16 protein-coding genes are annotated in these 15251 nt (G+C 68.5%); 8 read left to right on the forward strand and 8 right to left on the reverse strand.

Annotated features, from left to right (window positions below):
• The first annotated feature begins 14 nt into the window (after positions 1–14).
• Both ACFYRU_RS21275 and ACFYRU_RS21280 read left to right on the forward strand, forming a co-directional pair.
• Positions 15–1370 (forward strand): DNA polymerase IV, encoded by a 1356-nt coding sequence (locus ACFYRU_RS21275; protein ID WP_387661558.1) that lies wholly within the window; start codon positions 15–17, stop codon positions 1368–1370.
• A complete protein-coding gene (locus tag ACFYRU_RS21280; protein ID WP_387661560.1) occupies positions 1363–2295 on the forward strand; it encodes a tetratricopeptide repeat protein in 933 nt (310 codons plus the stop codon). Before ACFYRU_RS21275 ends, ACFYRU_RS21280 begins: the two co-directional genes overlap by 8 nt.
• Here ACFYRU_RS21280 and ddaH read toward each other — a convergent pair.
• The 6 genes from ddaH to ACFYRU_RS21310 form a co-directional block, all read right to left on the reverse strand.
• Positions 2264–3016 (reverse strand): dimethylargininase, encoded by a 753-nt coding sequence (ddaH, locus tag ACFYRU_RS21285; RefSeq protein WP_387661562.1) that lies wholly within the window; start codon positions 3014–3016, stop codon positions 2264–2266. The two genes, ACFYRU_RS21280 and ddaH, sit on opposite strands and share 32 nt — an antisense overlap.
• 132 nt (positions 3017–3148) lie before the next feature.
• Positions 3149–3871, reverse strand: coding sequence for an MBL fold metallo-hydrolase (locus tag ACFYRU_RS21290; RefSeq protein WP_387661564.1), 723 nt, complete (start codon positions 3869–3871; stop codon positions 3149–3151).
• Positions 3868–4254, reverse strand: coding sequence for a YccF domain-containing protein (locus tag ACFYRU_RS21295; protein ID WP_387661566.1), 387 nt, complete (start codon positions 4252–4254; stop codon positions 3868–3870). The genes ACFYRU_RS21290 and ACFYRU_RS21295 overlap by 4 nt, the downstream gene beginning before the upstream one ends.
• A complete protein-coding gene (locus ACFYRU_RS21300; protein WP_387661568.1) occupies positions 4251–5105 on the reverse strand; it encodes an alpha/beta fold hydrolase in 855 nt (284 codons plus the stop codon). Before ACFYRU_RS21300 ends, ACFYRU_RS21295 begins: the two co-directional genes overlap by 4 nt.
• Positions 5077–6213, reverse strand: coding sequence for a saccharopine dehydrogenase family protein (locus ACFYRU_RS21305; RefSeq protein WP_387661569.1), 1137 nt, complete (start codon positions 6211–6213; stop codon positions 5077–5079). Before ACFYRU_RS21305 ends, ACFYRU_RS21300 begins: the two co-directional genes overlap by 29 nt.
• On the reverse strand, positions 6210–7103 hold the full coding sequence (locus ACFYRU_RS21310) for an SDR family oxidoreductase (protein ID WP_387661571.1): 894 nt from the start codon (positions 7101–7103) through the stop codon (positions 6210–6212). The genes ACFYRU_RS21305 and ACFYRU_RS21310 overlap by 4 nt, the downstream gene beginning before the upstream one ends.
• A 75-nt stretch (positions 7104–7178) precedes the next feature.
• Here ACFYRU_RS21310 and ACFYRU_RS21315 point away from each other — a divergent pair, with 75 nt between their 5' ends.
• The 5 genes from ACFYRU_RS21315 to ACFYRU_RS21335 all read left to right on the forward strand — a co-directional run bounded on the left by ACFYRU_RS21315 (position 7179) and on the right by ACFYRU_RS21335 (position 12292).
• Positions 7179–7760 (forward strand): TetR/AcrR family transcriptional regulator, encoded by a 582-nt coding sequence (locus ACFYRU_RS21315; RefSeq protein ID WP_387661573.1) that lies wholly within the window; start codon positions 7179–7181, stop codon positions 7758–7760.
• 9 nt (positions 7761–7769) lie between these two features.
• Positions 7770–8234 (forward strand): hypothetical protein, encoded by a 465-nt coding sequence (locus ACFYRU_RS21320; protein WP_387661575.1) that lies wholly within the window; start codon positions 7770–7772, stop codon positions 8232–8234.
• 9 nt (positions 8235–8243) lie between these two features.
• Positions 8244–9047, forward strand: coding sequence for an exodeoxyribonuclease III (xth, locus tag ACFYRU_RS21325; protein WP_387661577.1), 804 nt, complete (start codon positions 8244–8246; stop codon positions 9045–9047).
• A gap of 23 nt (positions 9048–9070) precedes the next feature.
• Positions 9071–11152, forward strand: coding sequence for a S9 family peptidase (locus ACFYRU_RS21330; protein ID WP_387661579.1), 2082 nt, complete (start codon positions 9071–9073; stop codon positions 11150–11152).
• A 180-nt stretch (positions 11153–11332) separates the two neighbouring features.
• Positions 11333–12292, forward strand: a complete 960-nt coding sequence (locus ACFYRU_RS21335) for an RNA polymerase sigma factor RpoD/SigA (RefSeq protein WP_387661581.1) — start codon at positions 11333–11335, stop codon at positions 12290–12292.
• A 65-nt stretch (positions 12293–12357) separates the two neighbouring features.
• On the opposite strand, the gene ACFYRU_RS21340 is transcribed toward ACFYRU_RS21335, so the two are convergent.
• Together ACFYRU_RS21340 and ACFYRU_RS21345 are read right to left on the reverse strand one after the other, a co-directional pair.
• On the reverse strand, positions 12358–13074 hold the full coding sequence (locus ACFYRU_RS21340; protein WP_387661583.1) for an HAD family hydrolase: 717 nt from the start codon (positions 13072–13074) through the stop codon (positions 12358–12360).
• Positions 13075–13117: 43 nt separating this feature from the next.
• The gene (locus ACFYRU_RS21345; protein WP_387661585.1) at positions 13118–14089 is read right to left on the reverse strand and encodes a CPBP family intramembrane glutamic endopeptidase; all 972 of its coding nucleotides are present in this window, start codon (positions 14087–14089) and stop codon (positions 13118–13120) included.
• 177 nt (positions 14090–14266) lie between these two features.
• Here ACFYRU_RS21345 and ACFYRU_RS21350 point away from each other — a divergent pair, with 177 nt between their 5' ends.
• A complete protein-coding gene (locus ACFYRU_RS21350; protein WP_387661587.1) occupies positions 14267–15235 on the forward strand; it encodes a Dyp-type peroxidase in 969 nt (322 codons plus the stop codon).
• Positions 15236–15251: the final 16 nt, after the last annotated feature.

Here is a 15251-nt window from a genome sequence, read left to right on the forward strand (position 1 = left end):
GCGACAATTGGCGAGTGCGTAATGATCCGTCGGTGCTGCACGTCGACCTGGACGCGTTCTTCGCGGCGGTCGAGCAGCGGGACAAGCCGTCGCTGCGGGGCAAGCCCGTGGTGGTCGGCGGGATCGGCCTGCGCGGCGTCGTGTCCACGGCGTCGTACGAGGCCCGCAGGTACGGCGTTCGCTCGGCGATGTCGACCGCGGAAGCGCGTTCGCGTTGCCCGCACGCGGCGTACCTGAGCCCCCGCTTCGAGGTGTACCGGAAGACCAGCCGCGCGGTGATGGCCGAGATGCGGGCACTGTCGCCGCTGGTCGAGCCGTTGTCGGTGGACGAGGCGTTCATCGATCTGACCGCGAGCGGACTGACCGGGCTGACGGTCGACGACGTCGAAGCGATCGCGAACGATCTGAAGGCCGCGATCCGCAAGGTCAGCGGCGGCCTGACCGCGTCCGTCGGTGCCGGCACCTCGAAGCTGATCGCGAAGATCGCCAGCGACCTCGACAAACCCGACGGTGTGGTCGTGGTTCCGGCCGGCACCGAGGCGGACTTCCTCGCGCCGATGCAGGTGACCGTGATCCCGGGCGTCGGGCCGGCGACCGCGCAACGACTCAGCATGTCCGGCGTCCGGACCGTCGCCGATCTGCAGCAGCTGGACGAGGACGAGCTGATCCGTCAGATCGGCTCGGCGCACGGCACCAGCCTGCACCGGCTCGCGATCGCCGCCGACGACCGTCCGGTGGTGAGCGACCGGGAGACGAAGTCGGTCAGCGTCGAGGACACCTTCGAGACCGACATCATCGACCGCGCGCTGCTCACCGCGATCAGCGACCGGATGGCGCACCGGGTCGCGGAACGCCTGCAGAAGGCGCAACTGTCCGGGCGGACCGTCACGGTGAAGACGCGGATGCACGACTTCACCACACACACCCGTTCGTCGACGCTGGCCGGGCCGACCGACGACGCGCGGGTGGTCGCCCGGGTCGCGCGGCGGTTGCTCGAGGAGAGCGACATCGGTGGCGGCATCCGGTTGCTCGGCGTAGGCGTCTCGTCACTCGCCGACTGGATCCAGGACGATCTCTTCACCGAGGGCGAGCACGCCGAGAACCCGATCGAGCTGGCCGAACTACCGGCCCGTCCGCGTGACCTGATCGGCTTTCACCCAGGTCAGGACGTCCTGCACCCCGACCACGGCCCCGGCTGGGTGTGGGGTTCCGGCCGCGGCCGGGTGACAGTCCGCTTCGAGACCGCCGACACTCCCCCGGGCCCGGTCCGGACGTTCTCCGTCGACGACCCGGCACTGACAAAAGTGCAGCACACCGGGGCGGATGCAGACGACGAACCCGAAACCGACCACAATGTCGCGCATGGATGAGCTTGGGCGGGGGGTTTACCCGTTCTGTGCGCCGTGTACGGCGGCGTCGGAGGCTTGGCGGGCGGCTGAGGTGACCGGGCCGATGGGTGGCCGGTTCTACGGGCACCGCGACGTCTGCGAGAACTGCGGGTCCTCGGTGCGGACCCTGTACAACACCGTGCTGTGGGTGCCGGTGTCCAAGATCGGGCGGTACCGGATCATCCCGACGGGCGGGCGTTCGTACGTCGGCCGCAAGGTGATCGAGCAGCCGCTGCAGACGGTCGTACGGCGGGAACCGGCGTCGGCGATCGCGCAACATCCGGACCTGGACGGCACACCGGACTACAAGCAGGCCGAGGCCTACTGGCTGGACAGCGAGCCGGGTCAGGCGCTGCCGTTCTACCAGGCCGCGTTGGCCGAGCGGGAACAGGTGCTGGCCGCGGACGACCCGGCGACGTTGCGGATACGGCTACGGGTGGCGCAGGGGTTGCTTGCGACGGCGAACTACGGGCGCGCGATCGCGTGGTTCGAGCTGCTCACGCCGCAGCTCGTCGAGGTGTTCGGGGCTCACCACGAATTGACGCGGGCGGCCGCGGAGGCGGTGACCGGGGCGCGGTTGATGGTTGGTGGACCGCGGTCGGAGGTTCAGCTGCTGACGGACATCGTGGCCGCGGACGTGTCGAGTGGGCCGGACGCGCAGTTGCTGCGCGATCGGGCAGCGCTCGGGAAGGCGCTGCTCGCTTGTGGGGACATCTCGGACGCGGTCGAGACGCTGATCCAGGTGGTGCAGGACGCCGTGCCCGGGCATCCGGACACGGCTGTCTATCGCGCCGCGCTGGCGGAGGCGTGCGAGGTCGCGGAGGCACGCGGGAAGAAGCGTGACGTGCAGTTGGCCGGCGCCGCGCGGCAGCTGCTCAGCCGCGCAGACGCACCGACAAGCACGTGACACAGCCCTCGAGCTTCTCGAACTCGCTGATATCCACGAGCACCGGTTCATAACCGAGCCCGCTGAACAGCTCTGCCGACTTCGGCGCCGACGCCGCCATCAACAACCGGCCGTCGTCCAGCAACACGACATGCGCCCCCGCCTCCTCAGGCACTCCCATGAACCTGTCGAAGGCGCCCGCGTCATCCACCAGCGGCTCGTACCCAACCACAGTCCCGTCAGGCAACGCAGTAACCGCTGACTTGAGGTGCAGCACCTTCTTCACTGGCACGGCACGTACATCAGCCTCGAGCGCTGCACGGAGTTGCCGGATGCCTTCGGCGTTTGTCCGGCCGCCCTCACCCACGTAGATGGTGGAGCCGATCTTCAGGACGTCGCCGCCGTCGAGGGTGCCAGGGGCGGTGATCGATACGAGGCGGTAGCCCTGCGCGGCCACCGTTTCCGCGGCGCCGGCAGCCTCGGCGCGGCGTTCCTCGGCACCAGCGCGGGCGATCACCGCGACGTCGCCGTACACGACCATCGTGTCCTCGACGAACACGCTGTCCGGGCACTCGTCGATCGGCGGTACCTCGATCGTCGTCCATGCGGCGCCGTGCAGCGCATCGACGTACGACTGCCACTGTTCGAACGCCAGCCCGAGGTCGACCGGCGTGCGCTCGATGTGCGTGACCAGTCCGTCGGCAAGGCGCGGACCTGGGCGGCGGATGAGAGCTGTCTGCATGAGGTCGCAGGCTATCCGGCGCTGCAGCTGGTGTGCAGCCTCGACAGGTAGTGCACCACCGAGACACTGTACGCGCGGACCTGATCACGCTCAGGTGCACTACCCTGCCGAGCGACACGTCCTGTCGGCCATTCACAGCGTCAGCGTGAATCCCTCCTCGGCCGCGATCACTTCACCGTCGAACACAGCCGCGGCCTCACGCACCGATACCGACCGGTCCGACCCCGGCCAGAAGTGCGCCAACAACAGCCGGCGAGCGCCCCGCGCGCCGTGAGCAGCTTCGGCCGCCGTCATCAGGTAGCTGTCCGAAGCATCGCCCTGCAGCGTGGCATCCGAGATGAACAGGTCGGTCCCCTCCGCGAGCTTCTCCAGCGAGTGCGACGGCCCGCTGTCACCCGTATAGGCAACAGAAACCCCAGGCGCCGACAACCGCACGCCAAGGTTCGTCGTGTAATGCGGGAGTTCCACCGTCAGTACGTCGAACGGTCCGATCCGCGTCGTCGACGCCAGGTCGTGTACGGCGAACACCTCAGCCGGATCCGGATTCGGCTCGAGCGCACGCAGTACGTCCAGCACCCCCGGAGCGCAGTGCAACGCGACCGGCTCCGCGTCCGGGGCCTCGTAGTACCGAACGCGGGCCAACCCGCTCACGTCGACGCAGTGGTCCGGGTGCGGGTGGGTCACCACGACCGCATCCACCTCGCCGTGCGGGCAGTACTCCAGGAGCCGCGGCAGCGCGGCGTACCCGAGATCGAGCACAACCCGGAACCCGTCGTACTCGAGCAGGAACCCGGCGCACGCCCGACCGGGCTCGGGCCACGCGCCGCAGGAGCCGAGGACGGTCAGCGACCTCACGCGAACGGGCTGTTCGACGGCACGATCTCCTTGCCGAGCGGCAGCAGCGAGACCGGGATCAGCTTGAAGTTCGCGATGCCGAGCGGGATGCCGATGACCGTCAGGCAGAGCGCGATCCCGGTGGTCAGGTGGCCGAGCGCCAGCCACCAGCCGGCGAAGACGATCCAGATCAGGTTGCCGAGCAGCGCGCCCGCACCGGCACCGGGCTTGTCGACCACGGTCCGGCCGAACGGCCACAGTGTGTACCCGGCGATCCGGAACGCCGCGATGCCGAACGGGATCGTGACGATCAGCACGCAGCAGATGATCCCGGCGACCGCGTACCCGACCGCCAGCCAGAACCCGGCCAGCACCAGCCAGATCAGGTTGAGAAGCGTCTTCATGTCTCCCAGCGTGCCACCTGACGGGTGTGTTCCCGGACCAGCTCGGCGACAAGTCCGGGATTCTTCCGGGGCAACCAGTGGCCGCCCCTGACCAGCTTCACGGTCAGGTTCGGGGCCCAGCGTTCGATCTCGGTCTGCAGCGGGGTGGTGACGAACGGGTCCGCGTCCGGCGCGACGGCCAGGACGGGGATCTCCGTACGGCACTCTGCCGGGCGGATCAGCCGGCGTAGGACGTTCGCGCGGTACAGCTTGATTCCGTTGACGTAGTCGCCGATGTTCCGGTTGTCGTTCGGGTCCTGGGGTTCGAGGCGGTTGAACGCGCGCTGGGCCCAGCCTTTGCGCCAGGCGAGTTCGGGGATCCAGGGGAGGTGGAAGTAGTAGATGTACCAGGAGTGCAGTAGTTGTTTGAATGCTGCGCGGTTGCGGCGGCGGATGAAGTACCCGGCGTGATCCAGTGATGGCCCTGAAATGCTTGTAAAAGAGGCGATGCGGTCTTGGAGTTCTGGCGCGGTGACTGGCTGCCAGGCTTGGATCGAGCCCCAGTCATGCGCCAACACATGTACCGAACCGTTAGGTGACACCTGGTTGAGGATCGCTTCGAAATCCTCCTGTAGGCGGTCCAGGGAATACGCGGAGGTGCGACTCGGGTGATCGGATTCGCCGGCGCCTCGTACGTCGTACGTGACGACGTGGAAGTCTTCTGACAGCTGTTCGGCGACTGACGACCACAGGGACGCGTTGTCCGGGTAGCCGTGGACGCAGATGAGGACGTGCGCGCCGGGATTGGCGTACGTGTAGACGGCCAGGCGGGTGCCGTCGCGGCTAGTAGTGGTCGACCGAGAGGGTGGCAAAGGTCAGTCCCGCTTTCACCAGGCGTTCGCGGAGGACTGGCCCCAGCGCGGCCGCGGTTGTGGTTTGACCGGCGGTTTCGGGCAGGTCGTCAAGCGCCAGACACAGGGCGCTTTCGGCGAGCATCTTGGCGGTCTCGTCGTACCCGGGATCGCGCCCCGCGACCTCGGTGATCACCTGCTTGCCGCCGCCGCGCCCGACGAAGCGAACGTTGAACCACGAGCGAGCGCGGGTCTCCGCGCTCGGACCGTCGCCAGGCTGGAGGCGGTTGAGCAGCGCCCGGCGGACCGGCGGCACCTGCGCGCCGGCGATCAGCAGCCCCACCCCACCGATGCCTGCGGCAACAGTCGGCAGGTGCTTCACCGCCGCGTAGTGCGAGTACCGGAAGTCCGGCCCGTACCGCTCCAGCAGCCGCGCCGAGAACCTCACGATCTGCGGATCGATCGTCGGCAACGGAACCGCCCAGAACCCCTGCTGACGGTGGAGCTTCCCCGCCACCGCCCGAGCCTTCCGCCCTACCGGCCGCACCTCCGCGGCCCGCCGCGCCCGATGCGCCTCGAGGTTCTGCTTCGGCCGCGAGAACGCCGTGATCGCGGTATGGAACGTCCCACCCGACGGCCGTCCACCGGCCCGGAGCAGTCCGTCCACCTGGATCGGTACGTTCTCCGGCAACTGCTCGACGGTGTACTGCACGCCGAGGTCGTACGGAATCGAGTCGAACCCGCAGGCGTGGATGATCCGTGCGCCGGTCTGCTTCGCGCGTTCGTCGTACCGCACGTACATCCGGTCCAGGAACTCCGGCTCACCGGTCAGGTCGAGGTACCCGGTTCCGGCCTCGGCGCAGGCCGCCACCAGCGGTTCGCCGTACTGCACGTACGGACCGACTGTGGTGGCAACGACTTTCGTTGACTCGGCCAACGACCTGAGCGAGGCCGGATCGGTCACATCGGCGTACAACACATCCTTGCCGAACACCTCCAGCTTCGACTTGTTGCGTCCGGCAACGGCCCACCGGGTGCCTTGCGGCGCGTTCTTCGCGAGGTACTCCGCGGTGAGCGAGCCGGTGAATCCGGAAGCGCCGAGCAGTACGACATCGTAGGCGCGACTCATTTCCCAGCAGCCTTCGCCGTGTCGGCCAGCCCGCCCGCGCCTGACGGCCGCGACGACGCCTCCGCGCCGCGGGCCAGTACGTCCGCGAGCGCGGCCGCGTCGGCCTTCGGCACGCTGAACCGCGAACCGGCCTCGATGATGTGCGGCAGCGCCCACCGGACCACCTTCAGCGCACCGATCCAGCCCGGCACGTGCACGGTCCGCGAGCGTTTCTTGATCCCCTCGACGAACTTGTCGACCGCGAAGTCCAGCGGGTACGTCTTGCTCACCATCGGAATCCCGGTCCGCACCTTGCCGAACACCGGGTGCGTGTCGACGCCGCGCACCATGTCGGTGTCGACGAACGTCATGTGCGCGACCCCGACCCGAACACCGAGGTGCTTCAGCTCCGGCCGCAGTGTGTCGCCCATCGCCTCGACGCCGGCCTTCGCCACGTTGTACGACGCCAGCCCCGGGATGTGCACGATCGCCGCCAGCGAGGACACCAGCAGCAGGTACCCCTTGCTCTCCAGCAGGTACGGCAGCGTGAGGTGGACGGTCCGCCAGACGCCGAGCAGGTCGACGTCGAGGACGCGCTCCCACGCCTTCGGGTCCATGCTCCGGGTGAAGCCGGGCGCGGCGATGCCGGCGTTCGCCATCACGACGTCGATGCGGCCGTACCGGGACGCGATCTCCTCGACCGCTGTCTGCAGCGAGTCCACGTCGGTGACGTCGGCCTCCCACCAGCCGGCGTCCGGGCCGCAGTCCTCGGCGACCTTCTTCAACTCGTCCGGCTCGAGGCCGACCAGCGCGAGCTTGGCCCCGTCCTGGGCCAGCTTCCGGGCGACCGCGGCGCCGATCCCCCGGGAGGCACCGGTGATGAGCACGACTTGACCGGCCAACGGACGCATCGGGAACCTCCAGCTTGTTGAGTGGATACTCAACAGTAAGTGCTTGTTGACCGTTTACTCAATAGACTGGCCGGTATGAGCCGTACCACTGCGCGCCTGCGCCCGGACGAACGCCGGACGCAGATCCTCGAGGCCGCCCGCCGGGTGCTGCTCGCGGACCCGCACCGCGAGCTGACCATCGAACTGGTCGCCGCCGAGGCCGCCGTCTCCCCCGCACTGCTGTTCCACTACTTCGGCTCGAAGAAGAAGTTCCAGTACGCCGTCATCGAGGAGGCCGCCGCCGAGGTCATGCTGCGAACCGCCCCCGATCCCTCACTGCCGCCGGACGAACAGCTCCGGGCCGGCATCCGCGCGTTCGTCCGCGCCGTACTCGAGGCGCCGCAGCTCTACCGCGCGACCCTGCTGATGTCGGCGGCCGGCGACCCTGAGATCCGTGCGCTGCACTCGGACCTGCGCCGCGTGTTCAGCCAGTGGGTGATCGGCGCGGTCGCCGAACGTGGCATCGAGGTCACCCCCGTCGTCGAGCTCGCCTGTCACGGCTGGCAGGGTTACGTCGAACAGACCCTGCTGGTTTGGATCGACGACCCGACCGTCTCGCCCGAGGCTCTCGAACACCTCTGTGAGCAGTCACTGGACGCGATCCTCTTGACGACTTAATGAGTGCAGATGAACAAGTTCTTCCTGATCGTCCACAGTCTCGCCGTGGTCCTCTGCGTCGGTCCGATCACCGTCGCCACCAGCATGTATCCGCCGCTGGCGAAGAAGATGCTGACCGCGGAGACTCCCGAGGCGGGTGGGCTGCAGGTGCTGCACCGGATCACCAACGTCTACGGGTGGGCGAGCCTGGCCGTGCCGGTCTTCGGATTCGCGCTCGCGGGCAGCATGCACGTGATGGGCGAGACCTGGCTGATCATCTCGATCGTGCTCACGCTGGCCGCTGCGCTCGTACTTGCGTACCTGGTCGTCCCGGCGCAGTCCGCCGTGCTCGCGGTCGCCGGCGGTACAGCGGACGAACGTAAAGCCGTACTGCCGAAGGCGAAGCTGTTGTCGATGACGTCCGGGATCTTCGCGCTGCTCTGGCTGGTCGTGCTGGTACTGATGGTGACCAAGCCCGGGCATCACAGCCGGTAAGGTCTTGCTGTGCTGACGGTCGCCACGGTGAATGTGAACGGGATCAGGGCCGCCTTCCGGCGCGGGATGGGGCCTTGGCTGCAGGACGCCGACCCGGACTTGTTGCTGATGCAGGAAGTTCGCGCGCCGGACGACGTACTGCGGGACCTGCTCGGCGCCGACTGGAACATCGCCCACGCGGAGCCGGCCATCGACGGGCACAAGGGCCGCGCGGGTGTCGCGGTCGCGACCCGGCGGCCGATCAAGGGTGAGCGTGGTGAGCTCGGCCCGGCACGCTTCGACGGTACCGGCCGCTGGGTCGAGGCGGACGTCGTACTGGACGACGGCACGACCCTGACCGCCGTCAGCACGTACGTCTTCACCGGGGAGTTCGAGACGCCGCCGCGCCAGGAGGAGAAGTACGCGTTCCTCGACGCGATCACCGCCCGGCTGGCCGAGCTCCGCGCCGACGGCCGGCACGTGCTGATGTGCGGCGACCTCAACATCGCGCACCGCGAGGTCGACCTGAAGGCCTGGAAGGCGAACCGGAAGAAGAGCGGCTTCCTGCCCGAGGAACGCGCCTGGCTGGACCGCCTGTTCGAGGCCGGCTGGGTCGACCTCGGCCGCAGGTTCGGCGGCGACGGCCCCGGCCCGTACTCGTGGTGGTCCTGGCGCGGCAAGGCCTTCGACAACGACGCCGGCTGGCGCATCGACTACCAGATCGCCTCCCCCGAACTCGCCGCCGCCGCGAAGAACTGCGTCGTCCACCGCGCCCCCACCTACGCCGAACGCTGGAGCGACCACGCCCCCGTCGTCGCGACGTACGCCGTCTGACCCGTGGCGGGTAGTCTCACCGCATGGCTGAGAACTCTCCTGTGGCGCCGCCGGTCGCGGCACGGAAGCCGGTGGAACGGACGCATCACGGCGACACGTTCATCGACGAGTACGAGTGGTTGCGGGACAAGGAAGACACCGAGGTACTGGACTACCTGCGGGCCGAGAACGCGTACACCGAGGCCCGCACGGCGCACCTCGAATCGTTGCGTGAGGCAATCTTCAAGGAGATCTCGGACCGCACGCTGCAGACCGACCTGAGCGTGCCCGCCCGGCGCGGCGGCTACTGGTACTACTCCCGCACGATCGAGGGCAAGCAGTACTCGCTGCACTGCCGGGTCAAGGTGGACGGCGACGAACCGCCCGCGCTGGACGGCGAGATCCCCGGCGAAGAGGTGATGCTCGACGGCAACGAGGTGGCCGGCGACAACGAGTTCTTCTCGCTCGGCACCGTCGACGTCTCCCCCGACGGACGCCTGCTGGCGTACTCGGTGGACCTCAGGGGCGACGAGCGGTTCACGCTCCGGATCAAGGACCTGGACACCGGCGAGCTGCTGCCGGACGAGCTGCCCGACGTGCACTACGGCTCGGCCTGGTCCGCCGACAACTCGACGCTGTTCTACACCAAGGTCGACGACGCCTGGCGGCCGTTCCAGGTCTGGCGGCACGCCCTCGGCGAGTCCGAGGAGACCCTGGTGATGGAGGAGCCGGACGAACGGTTCTGGGTCGGCGTCGACCTCACCCGCAACGAGCAGGCGATCCTGATCTCGCTCGGCAGCAAGCTGACCAGCGAGGCCTGGCTGCTCGACGCGAACAACCCGGCCGGTGAACCGGTCGTGGTCGCACCCCGCCGCGAGGGTGTGGAGTACGACGTGGAGCACGCCGGCGACCAGCTGCTGATCACGCACAACGCGGACGCCGCGAACTTCTCGCTGGCCAGCGCTCCGCTGGACGCCACCGGCGAGTGGACGACGCTGCTCGAGGGCGACGAGACCAGCCGCCTGCTCGGCGCGGACGCGTTCGCCGACCACGTCATCCTGTACCGGCGCCGCAACGCGCTCACCGAGCTGGCGATCATGCGCCGGACAGGCGACACGTTCGGCGCGCCAGAGGCGCTGGAGTTCGACGAGCCGATCTACACCGTCTCCCCCGGGCGGAACGACGAGTGGCACGACACCCGCTACCGGTTCGGCTACACGTCACTGGTCACGCCCGGTTCGACGTACGACGTCGACGTCGCGACCGGCGAGCGGCGCCTGCTCAAGCAGCAGCCGGTCCTCGGCGGGGTCGACCTCGGCGCGTACACCCAGTACCGGGAATGGGCGACCGCGCCGGACGGCACCAAGGTGCCGATCTCGCTGGTCGCGCGCAAGGACGTCGCGAAGGACGGCAACGCCCCGGTCGTGCTGTACGGCTACGGCTCGTACGAGAGTTCGATGGACCCGTGGTTCTCGATCCCCCGGCTGTCGCTGCTCGAGCGTGGCGTGGTGTTCGCGATCGCGCACGTCCGCGGCGGCGGCGAGCTCGGCCGGCACTGGTACGACGACGGCAAGATGCTGACCAAGCGGAACACGTTCACCGACTTCGTCGCGGCCGCCGAGCACCTGGTGCAGGCCGGCTGGACCAGTCCGGAACGGCTCGTCGCGCAGGGTGGCAGCGCCGGCGGTCTGCTGATGGGCGCGGTCGCCAACCTGGCTCCGCAAGCGTTTGCCGGAATCGTCGCGGAGGTGCCGTTCGTGGACGCGCTGACGTCGATTCTCGACCCGTCGCTGCCGCTCACGGTGATCGAGTGGGAGGAATGGGGTAATCCGCTCGCGGACCCCGAGGTCTACGCGTACATGAAGTCCTACTCGCCGTACGAAAACGTCACCGCGCAGCACTATCCGCGGATCCTGGCGATCACCAGCCTGAACGACACCCGGGTGTTGTACGTCGAGCCGGCGAAGTGGGTGGCGAAACTCCGGGCCACCGCGACCGGTGATTCCGAGGTGCTGCTGAAGACCGAGATGGAGGCCGGGCACGGCGGCCGGAGCGGGCGGTACGACGCGTGGCGCGAGGTCGCGTTCTCGCTCGCCTGGGAGCTGGACGCCCTCGGGCTGAGCTGAAAAAGCAGGAATTTCCGCCCCTTGATGTGTGTTGTGCAACACATCGAGGGGCACCTGTCTGCGCAATGAGGAATTGCTGCCAGGAACTCTCAGGGAACCTTCAGGGTGTTTACACACTGGTACCGGAATCTTGAACCCTACTCGAGCGTTGCTCTCCATGTAACGACGAAGGGAGTTTCGGTGGCTCGCACGGCTCGTGTCCGCAGCACGGACGACGGTATCGACGGCAAGGACAGCGTTGGTCTCTACCTCGAGGAGATCGCGCGTACGCCTCTGCTGACGGCTGAAGAAGAGGTCGAGCTCGCTGAGACGGTCGAAGCAGGACTCCTCGCGGAGCAACTGCTGGCCGAGGGGCGGGTTGGACGTAAGAAGGGCGGAGCGCCCAAATATGCCACGGAGGAGGAGCTGGAGTGGCTGGCCGACGAGGGCCGGCGCGCACAGCAGCGGTTCGTGACCGCGAACCTCCGGCTCGTGGTGTCGATCGCCCGCCGTTACGGGCGGTCCCAGATGCCGCTGCTGGACCTGGTCCAGGAGGGCAACACGGGGCTGATCCGGGCGGTGGAGAAGTTCGACTACCGGAAGGGTTTCAAGTTCTCGACGTACGCGACGTGGTGGGTGCGGCAGGCGATCACCCGCGGTATCGCGCAGCAGGCCCGGGTGGTCCGGCTGCCGGTGCACGTGGTGGAGCAGCTGAACCAGATCGGGTCCGCCCGGCGCACGCTGGAGCGCAAGCTCGGGCGGGAGCCGGAGATCGACGAGATCGCGGCCGAGTTGGGCCTGGACGAGGAGCGGGTCACCGAACTGATCCGCATCGGCCGGGACCACATCAGCCTGAACAGCCCGGTCGACGACGAGGGCGAGACCTCGCTGGGTGACCTGATCGCGGCCGAGACCGCGCCGGGTCCGGACCAACTGGTCGCCGACGCGTCGGACCGTTCGGGCCTGTTCAGCCTGGTCGACCAGCTCGACCCACGGTCGGCGGACGTGATCCGCCGCCGGTACGGTCTGCACGACGGCCGCCAGGCCAAGCTGGCCGACATCGGCGCGGTGCACGGCATCTCGGCGGAGCGGGTCCGCCAGATCGAGCGCGAGGCGCTGGGCCGCCTCCGCCTGCTGGCTGATCCGACACTCGCCGCGTAGTACCCCCACCCCGAAACCCCTCAGGACCCCTGGGCCGCGATCCGGCCCGGGGGTCCTTTCGGTTGTCAGGCGGCTGCCGAGTTCCAGGAGTCGATCAACATGGGCAACTCGGACAGCCGCTGGACGGTCGCGTCCGGCGTACCCTCCGTGTGGCCGATCTGCTCGCGCGGGATCGCGCTGTGCGGCAGGTGCGCCGCGCGCATGCCGGCGTTCTGCGCGCCCCACACGTCGTCGAACAGCCGGTCGCCGACGAACAGGCACCGCGCCGGGTCCGACACCCCGACCGCCCGCATGGCCGCGAGGAACGTCTCCGGGTGCGGCTTCGTGTTCGCGATCTCGCTGGTGTAGACGGCACCGTCGAGCAGCTCCAGCACGCCGTCGCGCGCGAAGATCTCCTCATGCCGGCGTCGCGGCCAGATGGTGTTGGACAGCACGCCGAGCTTCAGCCCGCGGGAACGCAGCGCGCGCAGCGTCTCGATCGCGTCCGGCTCGAGCACCGTGTGCGGATCCCACTGGCGCTCGTACTCCGCGAGGCCTGCCGGGGTCATCTCGACCTCGGCCAGCAGGCACACCTCCTCGAACGTACTGCTCAGGTGCTCGTCGCGGGACCGCCGCCAGATCGAGCCCTCGGCCGCGACGAGCCGCGCCGCGAGCGCCTCGGAGTTCGTCCGGTCGAGCACTGTGGTCACCGCCCGCCAGGTGTCGTGCAGGGAGATGTCGTGCCAGGTTGCCAGCGTGCCGCCCCAGTCGAACAGCACGGCCTCGATCTTTGCGTTCGTCACACACCGAAGCCTGCCAGACCACTCCGACAGTTCTCGCGCGGTTTCAGCTCACGCGCGCGATCGCCCGTCTACGCGCCAGCCGGTCGATCACCATTGCGTATACACCGAGGCACACCACGTCGCTCGCGAGCAGGGTCCAGGGGGCGCCGCCCTGCTGGTTCCACTGGTCGCCGTAACCCATTGCCGCAGGCAACAAAAACGCGACCAGGTTGTTCATCACGTGCAGCGCGATCCCCGACTCCAGTCCCCCGGTCCGGACCGCGAGCCAGCCGAGAACGAGCCCGAACAGGAAGATGTCGGCCATCGCCCAGCCGGTGTACCCGTGGACCGATACGAACGCCACTGCACTGATCACGATGCCCGGCCACGGCGTCCTGAACAGCCGTCGCAACCACGGCGCCTTGCCGTCCGCAGCGTCCGGGCCGTACGCGCCGACCGCCTGGATCAACCAGCCGCGGAACACGAACTCCTCCGCCGTCGACTGGAACGGCACCAGGACCAGAATGACCAGAGCCGGTGCGGCGAACGCTCCGAAACCGATCCACGCGCCGCCCGAGTTGCCGATCGCGTCCGCCGGCGGGAACAGCGCATCCACCAGCAGGCCCACCAGGTACGACAGCGCGGCGTACCCGAGCGCCGGCAGACAACACCACAGCAGCCAGCGCCAGCGGATCCGGTTCAGCACCGACGCGACGCTCCAGTACGGACGGCGCTGGGCCAGCCAGGCCGCGACGCCCACGACCGGCATGACGATGCCGAGCTGCGTGAACGCGAACGCCATGCTCTCGGTGCTGCTCGAGAAGCTCGACGTACTGAACGGGTCCGGCGACTCACCGACCGCGAGCTGATGCGCGATCACCCAGGCCACGACGACGCCCACCATCACGCAGACCGCCATCACGGCGAGCAGCACCGTGCCTGCCAGGGGTCGCCACCAGGTGTGCTTCGGGGTTCGGGCAAGGCGGTGGAACGGCGTACCAGGCGGGGCCGGGACGACATGCGGCTCTGGTGGCACGTACGGCGCAGGGTACGGACCCGGGCGGGGCCGGGGCTCGGCCGCCGGTTGACCCCATGGCTGGAGGTACGGCCCCGGCTGGGAGTATGGGCCCGGTTGTAGTGGTGGTCCGGGCTGCTGCGGGTCCATGAGTGGACTCTAGAAGATCGAGCCAACTGGGAGTGGAGGGAGCAGACGGTGGTTACAGAACCGACGCCGGGGACGGATCGCGAGACGGACGCGCTGCCGCAGTCCGTGCTGATGCCGTTGAGCGGTTCGGCCATCTTCCTGGTCGTGCAGATCAAGGCCGGCGGCGAGGGCCGTACGCGCGACCTGCTCGAGCGGCTGAGCGGGCTCGTGCGCTCGGTCGGGTTCCGCGTACCAGCGGGCAACCTGTCGTGTGTGACCAGCATCGGATCGGACGCGTGGGACCGGCTGTTCAGCGGACCGCGTCCCGCCGAGCTGCACCCGTTCGTCGAGTTGCAAGGCAAGACGCATCGCGCGCCGTCTACGCCCGGCGATCTGTTGTTCCACATCCGTGCCGCGCACCAGGACCAGTGCTTCGAGCTCGCCGGTCAGATCATGAACAGCCTCGACGGCGCCGCGACAGTGGTCGACGAGGTCCACGGCTTCAAGTACTTCGAGATGCGCGACCTGCTCGGCTTCGTCGACGGTACGGAGAACCCGACCGGATCCGACGCGCAAGCGGCCGTACTGATCGGCGACGAGGACCCGGACTTCGCCGGCGGCAGCTACGTGATCGTGCAGAAGTACCTGCACGACCTGAAGGCGTGGAACGCGCTGACGGTCGAGCAGCAGGAGCTCGCGGTCGGGCGGAGCAAGCTCGACGACATCGAGATGGACGACGCGAAGAAGCCCGGCAACGCGCACATCGTGCTGAACGTGGTCGAGGACGAGGACGGCAACCAGCTGCAGATCCTGCGCGACAACATGCCGTTCGGGACCATCGGCACGCAGGAGTTCGGCACCTATTTCATCGGGTACGCGAAGACGCCGGCGGTGACCGAGCTGATGCTGCGGCGGATGTTCATCGGCGTTCCCGAGGGCAACCACGACCGGCTGCTCGACTTCTCCACCGCGGCCACCGGCTGCCTGTTCTTCACGCCAACCGCAGCGTTCCTGGACGAGCTGCCGCCGGCTCCGTAGCCGCCAGGAACTGTCG

Origin of the sequence: Kribbella sp. NPDC004536, assembly GCF_042873835.1 — a bacterium.
Taxonomy (GTDB): Bacteria; Actinomycetota; Actinomycetes; order Propionibacteriales; family Kribbellaceae; genus Kribbella.

Bases quoted from the DNA above. Each gene is read 5' to 3' on its own strand.
- ACFYRU_RS21315 (WP_387661573.1), top strand. From the start codon at position 7,179: ATGAGCCGTACCACTGCGCGCCTGCGCCCGGACGAACGCCGGACGCAG.
- ACFYRU_RS21310 (WP_387661571.1), bottom strand. From the start codon at position 7,103: ATGCGTCCGTTGGCCGGTCAAGTCGTGCTCATCACCGGTGCCTCCCGG.
- ACFYRU_RS21330 (WP_387661579.1), top strand. From the start codon at position 9,071: ATGGCTGAGAACTCTCCTGTGGCGCCGCCGGTCGCGGCACGGAAGCCG.
- ACFYRU_RS21320 (WP_387661575.1), top strand. From the start codon at position 7,770: ATGAACAAGTTCTTCCTGATCGTCCACAGTCTCGCCGTGGTCCTCTGC.
- ACFYRU_RS21280 (WP_387661560.1), top strand. From the start codon at position 1,363: ATGGATGAGCTTGGGCGGGGGGTTTACCCGTTCTGTGCGCCGTGTACG.
- ddaH (WP_387661562.1), bottom strand. From the start codon at position 3,016: ATGCAGACAGCTCTCATCCGCCGCCCAGGTCCGCGCCTTGCCGACGGA.
- ACFYRU_RS21305 (WP_387661569.1), bottom strand. From the start codon at position 6,213: ATGAGTCGCGCCTACGATGTCGTACTGCTCGGCGCTTCCGGATTCACC.
- ACFYRU_RS21295 (WP_387661566.1), bottom strand. From the start codon at position 4,254: ATGAAGACGCTTCTCAACCTGATCTGGCTGGTGCTGGCCGGGTTCTGG.